The 17,991-nt window shown below is 46.3% G+C and carries 16 protein-coding genes; 12 read left to right on the top strand and 4 right to left on the bottom strand.

The window, feature by feature from the left end; all coding sequences use genetic code 11:
• Window positions 1–22: 22 nt before the first annotated feature.
• Window positions 23–811: an SDR family NAD(P)-dependent oxidoreductase gene (locus VPNCDNU1_RS06585; RefSeq protein ID WP_104399625.1), complete on the bottom strand. Its 789-nt coding sequence runs from the start codon at window positions 809–811 to the stop codon at window positions 23–25.
• A 33-nt stretch (window positions 812–844) separates the two neighbouring features.
• The gene (locus tag VPNCDNU1_RS06580; RefSeq protein ID WP_104399624.1) at window positions 845–1,528 is read right to left on the bottom strand and encodes a GntR family transcriptional regulator; all 684 of its coding nucleotides are present in this window, start codon (window positions 1,526–1,528) and stop codon (window positions 845–847) included.
• A 255-nt stretch (window positions 1,529–1,783) separates the two neighbouring features.
• Here VPNCDNU1_RS06580 and VPNCDNU1_RS06570 point away from each other — a divergent pair, with 255 nt between their 5' ends.
• Both VPNCDNU1_RS06570 and VPNCDNU1_RS06565 read left to right on the top strand, forming a co-directional pair.
• Entirely contained in the window at window positions 1,784–2,578 is a 795-nt protein-coding gene (locus tag VPNCDNU1_RS06570) for a FadR/GntR family transcriptional regulator (protein WP_104399622.1), read from the top strand.
• Window positions 2,579–2,598: 20 nt separating this feature from the next.
• Entirely contained in the window at window positions 2,599–3,684 is a 1,086-nt protein-coding gene (locus VPNCDNU1_RS06565; protein WP_104399621.1) for a glycoside hydrolase family 88 protein, read from the top strand.
• 23 nt (window positions 3,685–3,707) lie between these two features.
• On the opposite strand, the gene VPNCDNU1_RS06560 is transcribed toward VPNCDNU1_RS06565, so the two are convergent.
• Window positions 3,708–4,484, bottom strand: a complete 777-nt coding sequence (locus tag VPNCDNU1_RS06560; RefSeq protein WP_104399653.1) for an SDR family oxidoreductase — start codon at window positions 4,482–4,484, stop codon at window positions 3,708–3,710.
• Window positions 4,485–4,578: 94 nt separating this feature from the next.
• On the opposite strand from VPNCDNU1_RS06560, the gene VPNCDNU1_RS06555 reads away from it, so the two are divergent.
• The 10 genes from VPNCDNU1_RS06555 (at window position 4,579) to VPNCDNU1_RS06510 (ending at window position 15,402) form a co-directional block, all read left to right on the top strand.
• On the top strand, window positions 4,579–5,538 hold the full coding sequence (locus tag VPNCDNU1_RS06555) for an arabinose ABC transporter substrate-binding protein (protein ID WP_104399620.1): 960 nt from the start codon (window positions 4,579–4,581) through the stop codon (window positions 5,536–5,538).
• A 24-nt stretch (window positions 5,539–5,562) separates the two neighbouring features.
• Window positions 5,563–7,068, top strand: coding sequence for a sugar ABC transporter ATP-binding protein (locus VPNCDNU1_RS06550; protein WP_167404736.1), 1,506 nt, complete (start codon window positions 5,563–5,565; stop codon window positions 7,066–7,068).
• A gap of 24 nt (window positions 7,069–7,092) precedes the next feature.
• On the top strand, window positions 7,093–8,136 hold the full coding sequence (locus tag VPNCDNU1_RS06545; RefSeq protein WP_104399618.1) for an ABC transporter permease: 1,044 nt from the start codon (window positions 7,093–7,095) through the stop codon (window positions 8,134–8,136).
• 78 nt (window positions 8,137–8,214) lie between these two features.
• Window positions 8,215–8,997, top strand: coding sequence for an enoyl-CoA hydratase/isomerase family protein (locus tag VPNCDNU1_RS06540; RefSeq protein WP_104399617.1), 783 nt, complete (start codon window positions 8,215–8,217; stop codon window positions 8,995–8,997).
• On the top strand, window positions 8,998–10,236 hold the full coding sequence (locus VPNCDNU1_RS06535) for a CaiB/BaiF CoA transferase family protein (protein ID WP_104399616.1): 1,239 nt from the start codon (window positions 8,998–9,000) through the stop codon (window positions 10,234–10,236).
• A gap of 174 nt (window positions 10,237–10,410) precedes the next feature.
• Window positions 10,411–11,433 (top strand): TRAP transporter substrate-binding protein, encoded by a 1,023-nt coding sequence (locus VPNCDNU1_RS06530; RefSeq protein ID WP_104399615.1) that lies wholly within the window; start codon window positions 10,411–10,413, stop codon window positions 11,431–11,433.
• 140 nt (window positions 11,434–11,573) lie between these two features.
• A complete protein-coding gene (locus VPNCDNU1_RS06525; RefSeq protein WP_104399614.1) occupies window positions 11,574–12,101 on the top strand; it encodes a TRAP transporter small permease subunit in 528 nt (175 codons plus the stop codon).
• Window positions 12,094–13,419 (top strand): TRAP transporter large permease, encoded by a 1,326-nt coding sequence (locus tag VPNCDNU1_RS06520; RefSeq protein WP_104399613.1) that lies wholly within the window; start codon window positions 12,094–12,096, stop codon window positions 13,417–13,419. Before VPNCDNU1_RS06525 ends, VPNCDNU1_RS06520 begins: the two co-directional genes overlap by 8 nt.
• 40 nt (window positions 13,420–13,459) lie before the next feature.
• Entirely contained in the window at window positions 13,460–14,374 is a 915-nt protein-coding gene (locus VPNCDNU1_RS06515; protein WP_104399612.1) for an SMP-30/gluconolactonase/LRE family protein, read from the top strand.
• Window positions 14,371–15,402 carry a hypothetical protein gene (locus tag VPNCDNU1_RS06510; protein ID WP_104399611.1) on the top strand — a complete coding sequence of 344 codons (1,032 nt, stop codon included), beginning with the start codon at window positions 14,371–14,373 and terminating at the stop codon, window positions 15,400–15,402. Before VPNCDNU1_RS06515 ends, VPNCDNU1_RS06510 begins: the two co-directional genes overlap by 4 nt.
• A 64-nt stretch (window positions 15,403–15,466) precedes the next feature.
• Here VPNCDNU1_RS06510 and ppsA read toward each other — a convergent pair whose 3' ends face one another.
• Window positions 15,467–17,827: a phosphoenolpyruvate synthase gene (ppsA, locus tag VPNCDNU1_RS06505; protein ID WP_104399610.1), complete on the bottom strand. Its 2,361-nt coding sequence runs from the start codon at window positions 17,825–17,827 to the stop codon at window positions 15,467–15,469.
• Between the last annotated feature and the right edge of the window lie 164 nt (window positions 17,828–17,991).

The raw sequence follows: 17,991 nt of genomic DNA, 5'->3' as shown, positions 1-17,991 counted from the left end.
TAACGTTATTCAGGCAATATCTTTATTCAGGTAACACAATGGGCACTTGGCTCATGATACCGCCGTCCACTCGTATGTCGGCTCCGGTCATAAATGAGCATTTCCCTTGTGCAATAAACAGCGCCAGCTCCGCCAGCTCGCTAGGTTCGGCAACCCGACCCAATGGGTGAGCTTTGCCCCAAGACTCAAGAACTTGTTCTTTCGATTGCTCGCCTTTCCATAAGTCGGCAGCCCAATGCAACATCGGCGTATTAACCGATGCAGGGCATAAGGCATTAACGGTGATTTGATCGGCGGCACAATCCAATGCCATAGAGCGTGTCAGTTGCAGAATCGCCCCTTTAGACGCAGCATAAGCAGCCACCCCCGTTTGCGAAGCATAAGACTGAACAGAAGCAATATTGATTATCGCTCCTTTGCCTTGTTTACGGATTTCGGGAATCGCGTATTTACAGGTGTGGAACACACCATTAAGGTTAACGCTGAGAACTTCATTCCACACATCAATACTGGTTTCCACCACGTCGCCATAACGTTGTATCCCAGCGGAATTGATCACAACATCCAAGCGACCAAAAGCATGCACCACTTTTTCTACACCAGCTTTAACTTCATCTGCTTTGCTGACATCTAACGTGATACCCAATACGTTTTCACGGTTACCGTGATCCGATAACGTAGACGCGCAAGACTCCGAATCGTTACAGAAAAAAGCTACGTTGTAACCTGCCTCGACAAAGCGATCGACCATGGCGCGCCCTATTCCTTTGGAGCCACCAGTCACTAGCACAACTTTGTTGTTATCTATCATTACTCTCTCCTTTCCTTGGTGATGCAGTAATGGCTATTGAGAAAAGTATTCTGGGAACTGCTTTTGAATCACATCTAAATCCGGAAACACGTGCGCAATATGGTTCAGCATGGCATCCTTCGCTGCGGGTGCATTGCCAACCAAAACGGCATGAACAATTTGCCGATGTTCATCAATTAGCTCCGTCAGAATGGTGTTGCGACTCATTAGAATCAGTTTTCGAATACGATCCATGTGGAACTTCGAATCCAAAATGATGGGCCACACCAACGGTTTACCTGCGCATTCGCATATCAATTGATGCATGCGTTCATCCGAGTTGTAAAACATCTCAGAGTTGTTGTTTCTTGCCGCAATTTCTTGTTCGTTCAGGCACGTTTGCAAGTTGAGCTGATCCAACTCGGTTATCCTTGCTTTTGCTGCCAATTGCGCCAAATCGCCTTCCAATGTTCTTCTTACGTAATACGCTGTCTCAAACAATGCCACCCGAATTGGGGCAACCATAAGCTGGCGCCTAGACGCATTGTCTATCAGCCTTTCCGTTGTTAGCCTTGCCACCGCTTCACGTACCGGAGTCCGGCTCATTTCCAGCTTATCCGCCAGCATTTGCTCTGATAAAGGCTGGTGAGGTAGAAACTCCATTTCAAGAATCATGTCTCGTATCACCCGATACGCTTGCTCAGAGGCAGTCAAATAATCATAGCGGTGATTTCGCATCAGATTCTCTCTTCTGGATACAGTGTATACACTGCATACGATTGATCGCTTTTTAACCACCAAATATCAGATATCGAGTTAATTGTGTTAAAGATCACAAGATAAATAGCTTTGATATTCATCAGAATGCACCGATCAATATGAAACAATACGATCCTCGCTATTTCCCTAATAGCCCACCTTAAAAAGCTCATAAAATAAACAAATTTGTTTTCATGTGTTAATATGATAAACATATAAATATGGAGAGCATACATGAACAAAAACAGCTTACTGAATCGCGCAAGCTTACTTGAAGGATCAATAAAGCACCGCGGCATTCTAGGAACTGTCGTTGAACACCTTGGAATACGCATAGTCGGTGGTGAATGGAATGAGAATGAAGCCGTTCCTAAAGAAGCCGACCTAGTTGAAGAGCTTGGCGTAAGTCGATCTGTTATTCGCGAAGCATTTCGAATGCTCTCTGCAAAAGGGCTAATTTTTAGCCGAACATCAGACGGCACCCGCGTCCAACCACGATCCAAATGGCGCTTGCTCGACCCAGATTTAATGGAGTGGCGGATTAAATCGGGGGAAACAGACGATTTATTAAACGACTTACTTAAAACTCGCCTGGTTCTAGAGCCCGGCATCACGTATGCCGCAACTCAAATGTCTACCGAGGTTGACCGCCTGCGCGTAACAGATGCATGGAATGCAAAAGTGGTTGTGTTTGAAGACGATGACGCCCCAGAGCAAGAGAGAAGAGATAACTTCATCAAAACTGATTTGGAATTTCATCGTGCGTTGATCTCATGTGTTCAATCAGAGCTATTGAGCCACCTTTTTCTTGTGATAGAAGCCGCGCTTGGTCTTCTCATTGATTTACAAATGAAAGCCAAAGGGTACACAAAGAAAATGATTGGTATGGAAGAGAGCCACATGCTCCATCAAAACGTCTATCAAGCGTTTATCGCCGGCGATGCAGACCTAGCAGAAGAAGCAATGAAAGCCTTAATCAGACGTGCAATCAGTGATGCTCACGAAGGAATGAAACTGATTCAAGACTAAGCTGAGACTAAGGAAATAACATGAACAAGGAAGTAGTAGGAAAGGAGATCATTGCCAATGTTGCAAACCGTTTATTGGAGCATCCTTTTCAAGGATGGTTTTATGGCGATTCTGTCGGATTTGAAGGTTTGGTTGCGGCTTCAGATTACTTAGACGATACGCACTGGTTAGATTTCACTTGGGGTTTCTTTAGAGGTTGGGCAACCAGAAGGGAGCCATTTCAATTGGATGATAATACCGCTCCCGGACACATAATGTGTGCGATTATCGAAAGAAAGCAAGACGACACGCTAAAACAAGCGACGATCGATCTCGCCCGTCATCTAAGCAGTAGGCGCAGTATTGATGGTGTCCCTATCACCTTTGAAGACACACTTCGCTCTCTCAGACAACCATACGGAAATATCGGTTTATCTGAAGCGCAACAAAAGCAAATGACCAACCCCGGAGCGGGCATCTGGCTAGATTGCATGCATTTTGATCCGCCATTTTATGCGCACCTCTCCCAAATAGATCCCGACGGAAACTGGGGTGAAAGAGCCGTCAGTGAAATTCTAGGTTATCGACAATTTCTTTATAATTCGGAGTTGGGTCTTTATCGGCACTATTGGCTTGCAGATACAAACCAATCCTACATAGATGGCTGGGGACGTGGTCAAGGCTGGGCGCTTCTCGGTCTGTTGGATGTTGCTCGATACGCGTCGCACATTCAAGGGGCAGATGCAGTTAGAGAACAAGCGCGAGAACTTGCAACAAAAATGCTGGAATACCAACTTTCTGATGGTAACTGGTACGCCATGGTACATGAGAAACGATCAGGACCAGAATCCTCAACGGCCGCGTTTATGGCCTGCGCATTTTATAGAGGAATGAAAGCTGGCATCTTGGATCCACACACCTTTGAAAAACCCGCCGAACTTGCTTTTCAAGCAATGGTTAACAATCTCGATAACCAAGGCAATTTAATGGGTGTGTCTGCTGCCGTAATGTCGGCATTAATCGATGAGCATTATTGGCACGTCCCATTAAACAAAATCGTTCCATGGGGTCAAGGGCCTGTGCTCACCGCATTTTCAGCACGCAAATCGTATTTCTCTGCGGACTAATGCTGCTCGTGCATTTGATAAGGTTACTCGTACATTCGAATAGTCACGCCGCCATCGATCACGATGTTTTCACCAATCATAAATCGCGCTTCTTCCGACGCCAGTAACGCAGCTACTGCTGCAACTTCATCAGGGTGGCACAGCCGCCCTACTGGCTGTTTTGCTTCTACCTTTGCTCGTTCTTGTTGTGGGTTTTCAGATTTATTGAATTCATCTTGTGCTATTTGGGTATCAGTGTATCCGGGAGATATCGCGTTCACTGCAATGCCTTTATCTGCATATTCCAGTGCCAGTGAGCGTGTCATTCCTAGCAATGCATGTTTTGCTACAGGGTAAGGAAACGTAGCTGGAATGATTGAGAAAGCATGATTAGAAATAATATTTATGATGGCACCATTATTCTTCTTCAGCATATTAGGCAACACGGACTTACAGCAATACCACGCGCCTTCTAGATCGACTTTCATGCATAAATCCCACGCTTTCTGATCTGTCTCCAAAGGCGTTTTGAAAACAGCAATACCTGCGTTGTTTACCAAAACGTCCACACCACCAAAAAGTGTATTCACCTTCTCCACCATCGCTTCAACAGACGCTAAGTTCGCCACATCTGTTTCGATGCAAACAACGGTATTTTTTGTGCTTTCCTCTATGGATACGGCACTTTCTCTTCCCGTTACCCCATCTTTTTCGGCAATAACAACCGTAGCACCTTCCGTAGAAAAACGGTGAGCAATAGCCTTCCCGATGCCCCTGCCCGCACCAGTCACTATTGCCACTTTCCCTGCTAATCGCTGCACGTTAACCTCCAGTTTTTGACTTCGTTGACTTTGTCTGATAAACATATAATAATCTAAAGTACAAAAAATAACCAACCACTACAAGGAAAGAAACATGAACAAAGGAAGTTCGATCATTGCCTTGTCTGCTTTGCTGGCAATCACTAACGCCCATGCAAACTCAGGAGAAATTGTTGCTATCTACAAAAGTGGAACGCAGCAATACTTCATCGATCAAGGCAATGGATTTAAAGAAGCGGCTCAGTCACTGGGCTATTCAGCAAAGATCATTAACATTGAGCTAGATGCAAACCTCGCCATCAGTGCAGTAACCGATGCCATCGCTTCTGGCGCTAAGGGCATTGCTATTACTGCTCCGGATCAAGCACTTGGGCCAGCAATCGCACGCGCAGCAAAAGAAGCGGGGATTCCCGTGATAGCGACGGACGATCCCTTAACAGACGGCGCAGGGAACCCTATTCCATTTGCTGGATTTGATGGCAAAGCGATGGGAACGAAAGTGGGTGAACGCGCTGGAACGCTGTTGAAAGAGTCTGGATGGTTGAAAAATAATGACTACGGTGTACTTAGCGTCGAGGTACAAACCGTATCCGTATGTAATGACCGGACAAATGCATCAAGAGACCAAATCATCGCCGCAGGGGCAGACGCGAATAAGTTTTACCCCGTTGCCTATTCAGGTACAACCGACAGTAGCTTGACGGCAACTGGCCCTGTCATCACTTCACACCCGAACATCAATAAGTGGGTTGTCTATGCCTGCAACGACGAAGGTGTGCTTGGTGCAACGAACGCGTTAAAAAATGCGGGATTCCCAGCAAAAGATGTCATCGCCGTTGGTCTAGGTGCTTATGAAGCTTGCCGTCCATGGAAAGCCAACATTCCAAGTGGATTTAAAGCTGCCTTGTACATCAGCGGTGTCGATGTTGGTCAGGCGGCAGCTCGCGCGCTCATCAAATCCATTGAATCTGGTCAGCCATTACCGCTTAAAACCGTGGCAAATACGACCATAGTCGATGCGTCAAATTACCAAAGTTACATGCCTTGTAATTAGTGGATGATGACTTTAGGAGCAGCTATGGAATCTACGACTGTTTTGTCGGTAGAAGACGTCTGGAAATCTTTTCCAGGCGTCAAAGCACTGTCCCATGTCTCCATGAATGTTCACGCTGGGGAAGTAGTCGCGTTTATTGGCGAAAATGGCGCAGGTAAATCCACACTTCTTAAAATATTGTGTGGTGACTATCAGCTCGATCAAGGTCAAGTGACGTTAGATGGTACGAATATCAGCATCGCGACACCACTTGAAGCCAGAGACGCAGGTTTTCGCCTTGTCCGGCAAGAGCCTGAAATCGTGCCTTATATCTCCGCCGCCGAGAATGTGTTTATTGGCGAATATCCTCAAACCGACGACGGCAGAGTCGATCACAAAGCCATCAATCAAAAAGCACAACAGCTGTTGGAGAAATATGGATTCAGTGGAATGCTCGATGTCCACACGCTCGGTCATATGCTCTCGCCTGCTCAAATGCATATTGTTGAAATTCTCAGAGCGGTTAAGCATGGCGCAAAAGTCGTCGCTTTCGACGAACCTACCTCCTCTCTTACAACGGAAGAATGCGCCAAATTGTTCCGACTAATTCGTACGCTTCAAGACGAAGGGCTAGGCGTTATTTACGTTTCTCATCGCCTACACGAAATCATGGAAATAGCGGACCGCATAGTTGTGTTGAAAGATGGGTTGGTCACTGGGGACGTCAATGCCTCTGAAATCAATGAAGATCAAATTGTCAGCATGATGGTCGGGCGTGAGCTCATACACAGCTTCCAAAGAGAAAACGTAAGCCAGCAAGAGATAATTTTTGAAGTAAAACACCTTCATAGCCGTTGGCACGAAGACATCAGCTTTCAAATTCAGGCTGGAGAAATTGTCGGATTCGCGGGTTTAGTGGGCGCAGGACGAACAGAACTTGCCAAGGTTTTATTTGGGGAGTTTGCTAAAACGTCCGGAAAAGTATTCGTTTCGGGTCAAGAAAAATCGATTTCTTCTCCCGCCGATGCCATTCAATCCAGCATAGGGTTTGCCCCAGAAAATCGTAAAGCGGAAGGGTTAATTTTGGTGCGCTCTGTATTAGAAAACGCCTCTATGGCGGTGTATTCGTACTTGGCTCGATTTGGCATTTTACGCTACGCAAAAATGGAAAGTGCCATTTCTCCGTTTGTCCACCAGCTGGACATCAAAACGCCCAGTTTAGATCAAGAAGTTGGAAAGCTATCAGGCGGTAATCAGCAAAAAGTTGTTCTTGCTCGGTGGTTAGCCGCCAACCCGAAAGTACTGATTCTTGATGAGCCCACAAGGGCTGTAGATGTAGGTGCAAAAGCGGAAATATACCGTTTGATCGATCAACTGGCTCAGCAAGGAATGGCCATCATGATGATCTCTTCTGAAATGCCGGAACTGCTTGCCATGTCCGACCGAATCATTGTGATGCATGAAGGAAAAATATCGACGCCGATAGCCAGCAAAGATGCCACAGAAGAAACCATCGTTAATTTCGCTATCAGTGGTAAACCCATTCATTAGAATTTGTGTTCAAGGAAGATTAACATGCCCTCAAATGATGCTGCTTCAGTCTCCATTAAAGCACCACAAGCTAAACAATCTTTATTAAAAAGAATCACCGACTTAGTCGGCATTGAAAACCTTTCGCTGATCATCGCTTTAGTCATTATGGTGGGGCTGATCACCACCCAAACCGAGTATTTTTTCTCACCAAGGAACTTGCTTAACATTGGGCAAAACATGGCCGTTGTTGGCCTTATAGCCGTTGGGATGACTCTGGTTATCGTATCTCAAGGTTTGGATATTTCTGTCGGCTCTATTGCAGGTTGCGCTTCTGTGGTGTGCGCCATTGTCGTTACACAGATGGATACGGTTGCAGGTGGCGTTGCGGGCGGTATTGCGATTGGTTTGGTGCTCGGCTTGGTGAACGCTGCCATCATTTCTCATCTAAAAGTAAACCCTGTAGTGGCAACGCTCGCTACCTTTTCTGCTTTTCGCGGAATTGCGTTTTTGATTGCCCCAGGGGGTCGACCTGTTGGTGTGTTGGACCAAGGGCTTGCTTACCTTGGTTCAGGTCGAGTGATGGCTTTTGGCGATTTTCCCGGCATCCCTGTCGCCTTCATTATTTTGATCATAGTGGCGCTAATGGGCCACTTTGTTATGCGCTATACGGTTTTTGGTCGCTCAATTTACTCCATGGGTGGAAACCCTGCAGCCGCAAGACTTGCAGGAATAAACCTTACCCGGATGCGCTTCTATATTTATGCCATATCTGGTGCGCTTTCTGGCTTAGCTGGCGTCATCGTTACAGCCAGAACCAGTTCAGGTCAGCCAGCATCTGGTACGCAGGGCCTGGAGCTTGAAGCGATAACCGCCGTATTTCTAGGTGGTGCATTGCTGGCTGGCGGTAAAGGCACTGTCGTTGGCACCATGTTGGCGGTATTGCTGCTTGCAACCTTATCGAATGGAATGAATTTACTTGGTATTCCAACTTTTTATCAACTCGTGGCAAAAGGTTTGTTGCTCGTCCTTGCTGTCGCAATTGGGCAATGGCGTCTCGCCAGAGCTGAGAAGCAGCAATCAAAGTAACGCGACATATTCGAGCATATCGAAACGTCACACAGACACACATTGCAGAGACTGATACTACGTTCAAAGAGAGGAATTATGTCCGACCATATTTTATTTACCGTTGAAGATGGCGTTGCAATTCTCACGCTAAATCGCCCCGAAAAACTTAATGCCATCACCGCAGCGATGGGAACGCATATCGTGCAGCTAGCAAAGCAAGTGGATACCGACGACAGCATTAAAGTGCTGATCATTGCAGGGCAAGGTGAGCGCTCATTTTCTGCTGGTAGCGATGTCAATATGCTTGACGATCTTGGCTCCCCTTGGGAGGGACGAAACCGTGCAAATTACGACCGAGATTACATTGCCCCACTTTTGCGATTACGCAAACCCGCGATAGCAGCGATTGATGGTTACTGTTTAGGTGGAGGGCTAGAAGTAGCTATTTGTTGTGATATACGAATTGCCACCCCTCGATCGCGTTTTGGTGCGCCAGAAATTCAACGAGGGTGGCATGCAGGAAGCGGCAACACCTCTATTCTTCCTCGTCTCGTTGGTTTTGGAAACGCGGCAATGTGGATTCTTACTGGTGAACTTATGAGTGCAGAAGAATCTCATCGTGTCGGTTTTGTTCAGAAGCTGGTTTCTGAGGATAACTTAATGCCCGAAGCAAAGCGGCTGGCTCAGCGTATTGCTCAAAACCCTCCCATTGCAGTTCAGTCTGCTAAAAACGTGATTCGACAAAGCCAAGGAGCGTCTATTGAACAAGGTCTGTCTTGGGAAAACGATGGCTATACCTTGTGCATGATGACGGAAGACGCAGAGGAAGGTATTGCCGCATTTGGTGAAAAAAGAGAACCGGTATTTAAGGGGCGATAAGTGGACAACTCTCAGAAAAAACAAGGCCCATTGCAAGGCATAACGATCTTAGATTTAACCATCGCAATGGCAGGACCATTATGCACTCAAAGACTCGGAGAAATGGGGGCAGACGTCATTAAAATTGAAGCGCCCGGTGGCGGGGATTTCTCTCGACACGCTCCGATGGCTGACGTGACTAAATTTGGCGATGCGACATGCTATGTCACCTTAAATCAGAATAAACGCTCTTTGGTGTTAGACCTAAAATCACAAGAAGGCAAAGACACACTTTATCAACTCGTGAAGCAAGCAGATATATTGGTTCAAAACTTCCGACCACGTGTAGCGGCTAAGTTAGGAATCGACTTCAAAACCCTTTCCACAATCAATCCGGCACTCATTGTCGGTTCAATCAGTGGTTATGGTAGCGATGGACCAATGAAAGATCGCCCTGGGCAAGACTTGCTGCTGCAGGCATTTACTGGGCTCACAATGCATGGTGGACGTGAAGACGATCTGCCATTGCCTTCGCCTTTGTACATGGTTGATGTCACTGCCTCTCATATGCTGTCTGAAGGTGTACTTGCTGCCCTTATTTCGCGCGCGAAAACTCAAAAGGGACAAGAAGTGTCTGTGACCATGCTTGGCGCAATTATGGAAATGCAATGCCAAGAAATAACCACTTGGCTAGCCTCCGAATCACCCCCAAAACGTAGCAAAGCCCCACATGTGTCAATCTATCAAGAACCTCCGTACGGCATATACCAATGTCAGTCTGGGTACTTTGCCATTGCTCAAGCAGATCTTTCGGTACTCGCTAACGCACTTAAGGTTCCGAAGCTTGAAGAACTGAAATCAAACCGACCAGCGCAAAGCAGCTTAGAGGATATGTGTGATTGGCGCGATCAGGTTTATTTTGTTGTCGCTGATTCGCTAAAGGCGGAATCTGCCGAGCATTGGGACACGTTACTTACGCCACTTGGCGTCTGGTGTAACGTAGTGAACTCCTACAAAGAGTTTCTTTCTCACCCGCAGACAGTTCCCCATATCACAACAGTCGAGCACCCCATTGGAGGAAAATACCAAGCGGTTTCACCAGCAATACGATTTAGCGACGTATCTAGCGCTCATATCACGCCCGCTCCCCTTTACGGCGAACACTCTATTGAGGTACTCGCCGATTTTGGTTTCACAACCGAGGCGACACAAAAACTGGTGGAAAAAGGCATTGTTCACGCGAATAACGATCGTAAATAACTGGAATACCGACTAAATTTTCAGGACGTAACCTAAGAAATTTGTAGAGATGTAACGTTCAATTACGAAAACACATTTATTGAGAGATAACAGAAAGACAGATAAAAACACGCCGAAGGCTAGGCTATTGCCGCCCCAAATGGATGGGGCGTTACCTTACATGGAGATAGACCAATGAAACGACAAGTACATCGAATATTACTCATATTTTTACTTTGCTTTATAGGTACCACAGCGTACGCAGCAAAAGAGACGTACAAACTCAAGTTCCAATCCAGTGATAATTCAGGTAACCCCAATTTTATTCTTAAAAAAGAGTGGGCTGAGCGCGTCACCCAAATGACCAATAACCGAGTGAACATTGAAGTGCTATCGGTTGGCTCTGTTGTCAAACACACTGAAACCATAGATGCGATCAGCGCTGGAGTGCTCGATGGTCATATCACGGCTACTGGCTATTTTTCAGGGAAAGACCCTGCATTTGGGTTACTGGGAAACCCAGTTGGCGCATGGTCTGATCCAAGCGAAATGCTTCTTTTCATAGAGCATGGCGGCGGTAAAGAGCTTTATCAGGAATTACTCGCACCTTATGGGCTCCACTTTATTGGCGCATCAGCAACAGGGTTAGAAGCTTTCGTTTCCAAAAAACCATTGGATTCTGTTGATGATCTTAAAGGCTTGAAAATACGCGCTCCAGAAGGTTTAGTGCAAACCATTTTCTCTGCTGCTGGCGCAATCCCTGTCAATCTACCCGGTTCTGAGGTGTTTACATCACTTGATAAAGGTGTCATTGATGCCGCCGATTACACGGTGTTTTCCACCAACCACCAGCAAGGAATGCATGATATCGCACCCCACCCTGTTTACCCTGGGTTTCATTCTCTTCCCGTCTTAGAAGTTTCAATCAACAAAGAGATTTGGGACAGCATGCCTTCGGATATTCAAACCATACTTGATGTCTCTGTTCGAGATTTCGCACGCCAAATGGTATCGAGCTTAAAAATAGCCGACCAAAAAGCGGTAGCGGAAGTACTGGCGGGAGGAAAAATTACAATTCACGATTGGTCTGCTACAGAGCGCAACAAGTTTAGATCCATCGCGAAAAACGAATGGGAAAAGTACGCTAAAAAATCACCTAATGCTCAAAAAGTCTATAAGGCTATAACCCAGTTTCTCGCAGAAAACGGCATGCTTTAATACGCGTTCAAAACATTATGACTTGGCTACTTTGCAGGTATTCAAACCAATGCAGGTATTCAAACCAATGTAGGTATCTAAACCAACATAGACGGCTGCACTCTTCTTTGAGTGCAGCCCCTTGAACCAAGGAAGGTTATATGAATTCCGATGAGCATCAGGATTCTTTAAGCTACTTAGATCGGCTCGTTGTAAAAGTCGGCTATGCGATCAGTTTTCTTTTTTTAGTAAGTGCTTTGGTTATTTTCTATGAAGTAATCCAACGATATGTTTTCGATAGCCCGACATTTTGGGTACACGAAACCACGGTTATGATAGGCGCTTTCCTGTTTGTTTATGCAGGCAGCCATTGTGTCGCGAAAGATAAACACATTCGCGTCGTCATTATTTACGATGCAGTATCGCCAGCAGTTCGCTATTGGCTTGATGTGATTACCAACATCATGTGTTGCGTCTCTACGGGTATGTTGGCATGGGCTGCTTGGCAGGTGCTTACCCGTGCCATTTTTGCCCCAGGGGGAGAAATACGGCTAGAAACCACGGGCAGTGCGTGGGACCCTGCTTTTCCTGCTTACATCAAGATCTCATTATTCCTAATTCTTTGCCTCATGTTCGTTCAATTCGTTGTCCGTCTCATCAATCTGTTGACTCGGAGGACGCATGTTTGAATTGTCTGTAATTGGTATTGAATGGGGCAGCTTGTTACTGCTGTCGATGCTACTGGTACTTCTGTTACTTGGTATGCCTCTGAGCTTTGTTACCAGTTTTGTTGCCATGTTCTTTCTGCTGTTTTGGATCGGTCCTAAAGCGACGCCTTTACTCGCCAGCCGGATATATTCGTTTATATCGTCCTACGTGTTTATTGCCGTCCCCATGTTTGTCTTGATGGCCGCCATTCTCGATCGTTCTTCTATTGCTACCGATTTGTTTAACGCGATGAGGTTGGTATCGGGTCGGCTTAGGGGCGGTGTCGCCATTCAAACCTTATTAGTGGCCGTACTTTTGGCGGCGATGTCTGGCATTATCGGTGGCGAGATTGTGCTGCTTGGTTTGCTCGCTCTCCCTCAAATGCTACGACAAAAATACGACCCAAATCTAGCGATTGGGACAGTGGTCGCCGGTGGAGCACTAGGCTCGATGGTTCCACCTTCCATTGTCTTAATTATCTATGGGCTTATCGCGAATGTCTCTATCAGCGATCTGTTTACGTCTTCATTCTTGCCAGGTTTCATGCTCGCGACCATGTACGTCATATATGTTCTCGTTCGGGCATACACAAACCCTTTGGTTGCACCAATTGCATCTGATGAGGAACTTAACGCGCCACTTAAAGATAAGTTGATTGCCTTCAAAGGCGTCATTCTTCCAGTGCTGGTTGCTTTTATGGTGCTAGGCTCCATCTATTCTGGTATTGCCTCTGTTACCGAAGCGTCTGGGTTGGGTGTCATTGGGATTCTGATTTCAACATGGGTCCGTAAAGAACTCACCTTCAAACTTATCAAAGAAAGTACCATTCGAACGCTCGAAACAGTTGGGATGATCATCTGGATAGGGATCGGCGCATCAATATTAGTGGGGGTTTACAACTTAATGGGCGGCGTTCGGTTCATTGAATCGCTCATTCTCTCTTTTGGTGGTGGCGAACCTATTTATATTTTGCTTTTGATGATGGGCATTCTGTTCATTCTAGGCATGTTTCTCGATTGGGTTGGAATAGCTCTGCTGACGCTGCCAATATTTGTTCCGATCATCAATCAGATCGGCTACGACCCTATTTGGTTCGGCGTAGTATTTTCACTCAATATGCAGCTTTCTTTCCTCACCCCACCTTTTGGACCTGCTGCGTTCTATTTGAAATCGGTAGCACCACCTGAAATATCTTTAGGAATGATTTTTAAAGCCGTAATTCCTTTTATCGGGCTTCAAATCGTCGCGCTGATTTTATTGATTTGGTTCCCAGAGCTTGCGCTTTGGTGGCGCGATTAAAGTTGATACAGATACTCTCAATTACTAAGAGGCAATAACGATGTTGAACTTTCTAAAAACCATTGGTAATCGTAGCGATTTAGCGGAAGGATGCTGTTGGTGTGAGCAAAATGAATCATTTTTTTGGATAGACGTAACTCGCTCTTTGCTATTTCAATACAAGTTGTATGAAGAAGAATTAACGACCTTTTCTACCCCCACCCCCCCAGTAAACACGTTACCGACTGAGCACCCAGATAGGCTCTTGGTCACGCTTTACGATGGGCTGTATTTATTGGATTTAAAGCTGCATCAGTGGGTATTTTGGAAAGAAATCGACTCCGATCCCTTAAACCGAATGAATGATGGTGGAGTGGATTGCAATGGCAATATTTGGCTTGGTTCTATGCAAAAAAATATCGCCGACGATGGCAGCCCGCTGGATATTGGCGCAAACGGAAATTTCTATTCGGTCACCAAAAAACAAACCATTCACAAACACCAATCCGGTATTGGTGTATTCAATATGGTGGTGTTTTCGCCCGATGATCATTGGCTGTATTTCGCCGACTCAATGAAATGTGAGATTTATCGAGCTCCATTCCATGCGAAATCGAGCACCATGGGTGTGCCTGAACGGTTTTCCAAATTAGAAGATCGTTACGGTGTGCCAGATGGGGCCGCAATGGATATTGAAGGAAATATCTGGAGCGCAAGGTGGGACGGTTCTGGCATTGTGCGGCTGACTCACTCTGGCGAACTAGACAGTTTTCATCAAGTAAACACTTCTCGCCCGACCAATGTGTGTTTTGGCGGTCGTGATATGAAAACACTTCTGGTGACAACCGCCGCATACTTGCTGGAAGACGACGAACGAGCAGGTGAAATTCAGCTGTATCGCAGCGACATTGCTGGCTTATCTACCTATCAAGCAAAGATTCCTGATTGGTCCGAATTGGAAGAAATAAGCTTATGACCGACCTAACAAAACCACATACCGAGATGAACAGAACTCTAACATGGCGCTTTGGTACGGTCAGCGTACAATCCATGGGCGCAATGATTGGACCGAGCGTATTCATACTGCCAAATGGCAAACAGGTATCCCCTTTTTATATTGCGCCATGGTATGACGAAAAAATTGATGCCGCTGTCGATAACCTCACCAAGCACATTAGAGGTGAATGGCCATGCGTTCCCTTTGGTTACCCCATGCCTTTAGAACACTTCCCATCAGAGTGGCAAGATGTGTTGGATGAAAACGAAACAATAGACTTTGTTCATGGCTATGGTTCACACCATCACTGGACGTTCGATCCAACGAGTGATAACGAAATATCTATGCACATCGACTACCCAGGTGATCATGATATCGCACGTTTAAGTCGCACCATTCGCCCCGATCCGAATGCTCCTGCATTGGATATCCGCCTTAGCATCAAGGCCAGACGCCCTACATGCCAACCCATTTCGTTGCACACGTGCCTGCGATTGCCAGAGCAAACGAAACGAGCCAAAATTGTTGCCGGTGAGTTCATGAAAGGTCACACTCACCCTTCCGTTGTGTTGCCGGGCTCGGAGCAATTTCACTCAGATAGAGTTTTCACCAACCTCGAACAAGTCCCTCACGTAAACGGCGGTGTGATTGATGCATCTCGAATTCCATTTCAACATGACATAGAAGAAGTCATGCAGCTTGAACAAACAAACGGCGTAGCGGCGCTGCATTATCTTGATGAAAACTGGAAGGTCAACCTGACATGGAACAACAAAATATTGCCCGATCTGCTGCTTTGGTATTCCAACCGTGGATTTAAAGCAGATCCTTGGAATGGGCGGAATCTGTGTCTTGGATTAGAGCCTGTTTGTTCCCCTTTTGGTTTGTCGCCAAATACCGCTCAACACCCAAACCCCTATGAGAAAAATGGCTCCCCTACCTGTGTGAACATCGATCCGGATTCTACATTACATATTGATTATCGAATTGAGGTAAGTTCAACGTAAAAAATCCCTTAGCATAAGCCAAGGGACTTTTTTAGATGGAAAGAGCTAACTTCCAATTAAAAAGCTACTTACCTAAATGTAGCCAGGTTTCCAGCACGGTATCTGGGTTTAGTGAAACAGAATCAATCCCCTGCTCCATTAACCACTCAGCTAGGTCATCGTGATCCGATGGTCCTTGACCACAAATACCCACGTATTTACCTGCTTTGTTGGCCGCTTGAATCGCCATCGACAACATGGCTTTTACCGCTTCGTTACGTTCATCAAACAGATGAGCAATCTCTCCGGAATCTCTATCTAAACCAAGCGTTAGCTGCGTCATATCGTTTGAGCCAATCGAGAAGCCATCGAAATACTTCAAGAAGCTGTCTGCCAATACTGCGTTAGATGGCAATTCACACATCATGATGACTTTTAGACCTTGGTCGCCACGGCGTAAATCGTGCTTCGCTAACAGATCTATCACCGATGCCGCTTCGCTTACCGTGCGAACAAACGGGATCATGATTTCAACATTCTTCAAGCCCATCTTGCCACGCACGCGCTTCATGGCTTCACATTCCAATGCAAAACAATCTTCGAACTGTTCTGAGATGTAGCGTGATGCACCACGGAAACCGAGCATTGGGTTTTCTTCGGTTGGTTCGTAGCGAACGCCACCAACAAGGTTACGATACTCGTTCGATTTGAAATCCGACATACGAACAATGACGCGTTTTGGCCAGAAAGCAGCCGCCAGTGTCGAAATACCTTCTGTGAGTTTTTCAATGTAAAACTCGACCGGATCGGCGTAGCCAGCAATGCGTCGGTCAATTTCAGCTTTCACTTCGGTGGGCTGATCGTCGTAATTCAGTAACGCTTTCGGGTGAATACCAATCATCTTGTTAATGATGAATTCCAAGCGCGCCAGGCCTACGCCTTCATTTGGAATGGTCGCAAAGTCAAACGCACGATCTGGGTTACCCACGTTCATCATGACTTTAAGCGGCAGCTCCGGTAAATCGTCTACCGATGAGCGGCGGATTTCGAAATCCAACTCACCTTCGTACACATAGCCCGTTTCACCTTGCGAACAAGATACCGTCACTTGCGTTCCATTATTCAAACGCTCAGTCGCGTTACCACAACCCACAACAGCAGGAATACCCAGCTCACGCGCAATAATGGCTGCATGGCACGTACGTCCACCACGATTCGTAACAATCGCCGCCGCTTTTTTCATAACGGGTTCCCAATCTGGGTCTGTCATGTCTGCGACGAGTACATCACCCGTTTGCACTTGGTCCATCTCATCAAGAGAATCCACCACTCGCACCACACCAGAACCAATTCGCTGACCAATTGCACGACCTTCAATCAACGCGTCTGATTGTTGGTTTAAGTGGAAACGCTCCATGACGTTTTTATCGTCACGTGAACGCACAGTTTCAGGGCGCGCTTGAACAATCAAGAGTTCGCCTGTTACACCGTCTTTCGCCCACTCGATATCCATCGGGCGACCGTAGTGCTTTTCGATGATCAAAGCTTGTTGCGCCAACGCCTGAATTTCATCATCCGTGAGTGAGAACGAGCTTCTCTCTTCCGAAGACGTATCCATGATATCGACCTGAGTGCCCAGTTCGGAACCCTCAGCGTAGACCATTTTGATCAACTTCGAGCCCAGTGTGCGCCTAACAACTGAGTGGTTACCCGCCTGCAAACTTGGCTTGTGCACGTAGAACTCATCTGGGTTAACACTGCCCTGAACGACCATTTCACCCAAGCCCCAAGATGAGGTGATGAAAACAACCTGATCGAAACCCGATTCAGTGTCCAAGGTAAACATTACGCCGGATGACGCTTTGTCGGAACGTACCATGCGCTGAATACCCGCGGAAAGCGCCACACCTTTGTGGTCGAAACCTTGGTGAACACGATACGAGATAGCACGGTCATTAAATAAAGAGGCAAAAACGTGTTTCGTTGCTTCAATAACAGCATCGATACCACGTACGTTTAGAAACGTTTCTTGCTGACCTGCAAAAGAAGCATCTGGCAAATCTTCCGCCGTAGCAGAAGAACGAACAGCAACCGACAACATGTCGTCGCCTTCGCCAAGTTCCGCATAACATTGGCGAATATCCGCTTCCAGTTCAGGGGTAAATGGATGCTCTAGCACCCAATTTCGAATGGTTTCTCCTGTTGATTTTAGCGCTTGAACGTCATCAACATCGAGTTTTTCCAGCAGGGCATAAATACGTTCGTTCAATCCGTCTGATTCGAGGAATTGATTAAACGCAAAAGAGGTAGTGGCATAACCGTTAGGGACTTTCACGCCAGCGTTAGCAAGGTTTGCAACCATTTCACCGAGTGAAGCGTTTTTACCACCAACTTTATCAACGTCGTTCATTGATAAAGCGTCATACCAAACAACATTTTGTTGCATGGATAATCTCCTTGTTATTGGATCTGTAGGGTTTTAGTGGGGCTTGAATCAACGCAAACGATTGGCTTAGGGTTTAAAAAATTTTTCCGGCAGCGTCACATTTACGGGTATCGATCCCCTGTAATGTAAATAAACGTATATTTTTATTATGAAACCCACACTAC

The organism is Vibrio penaeicida (assembly GCF_002933855.1).
Taxonomy (GTDB): Bacteria; Pseudomonadota; Gammaproteobacteria; order Enterobacterales; family Vibrionaceae; genus Vibrio; species Vibrio penaeicida_A.
The sequence above is the reverse complement of the archived record's forward strand: the minus strand, read 5'-3'. Positions and strand labels throughout refer to the sequence as shown.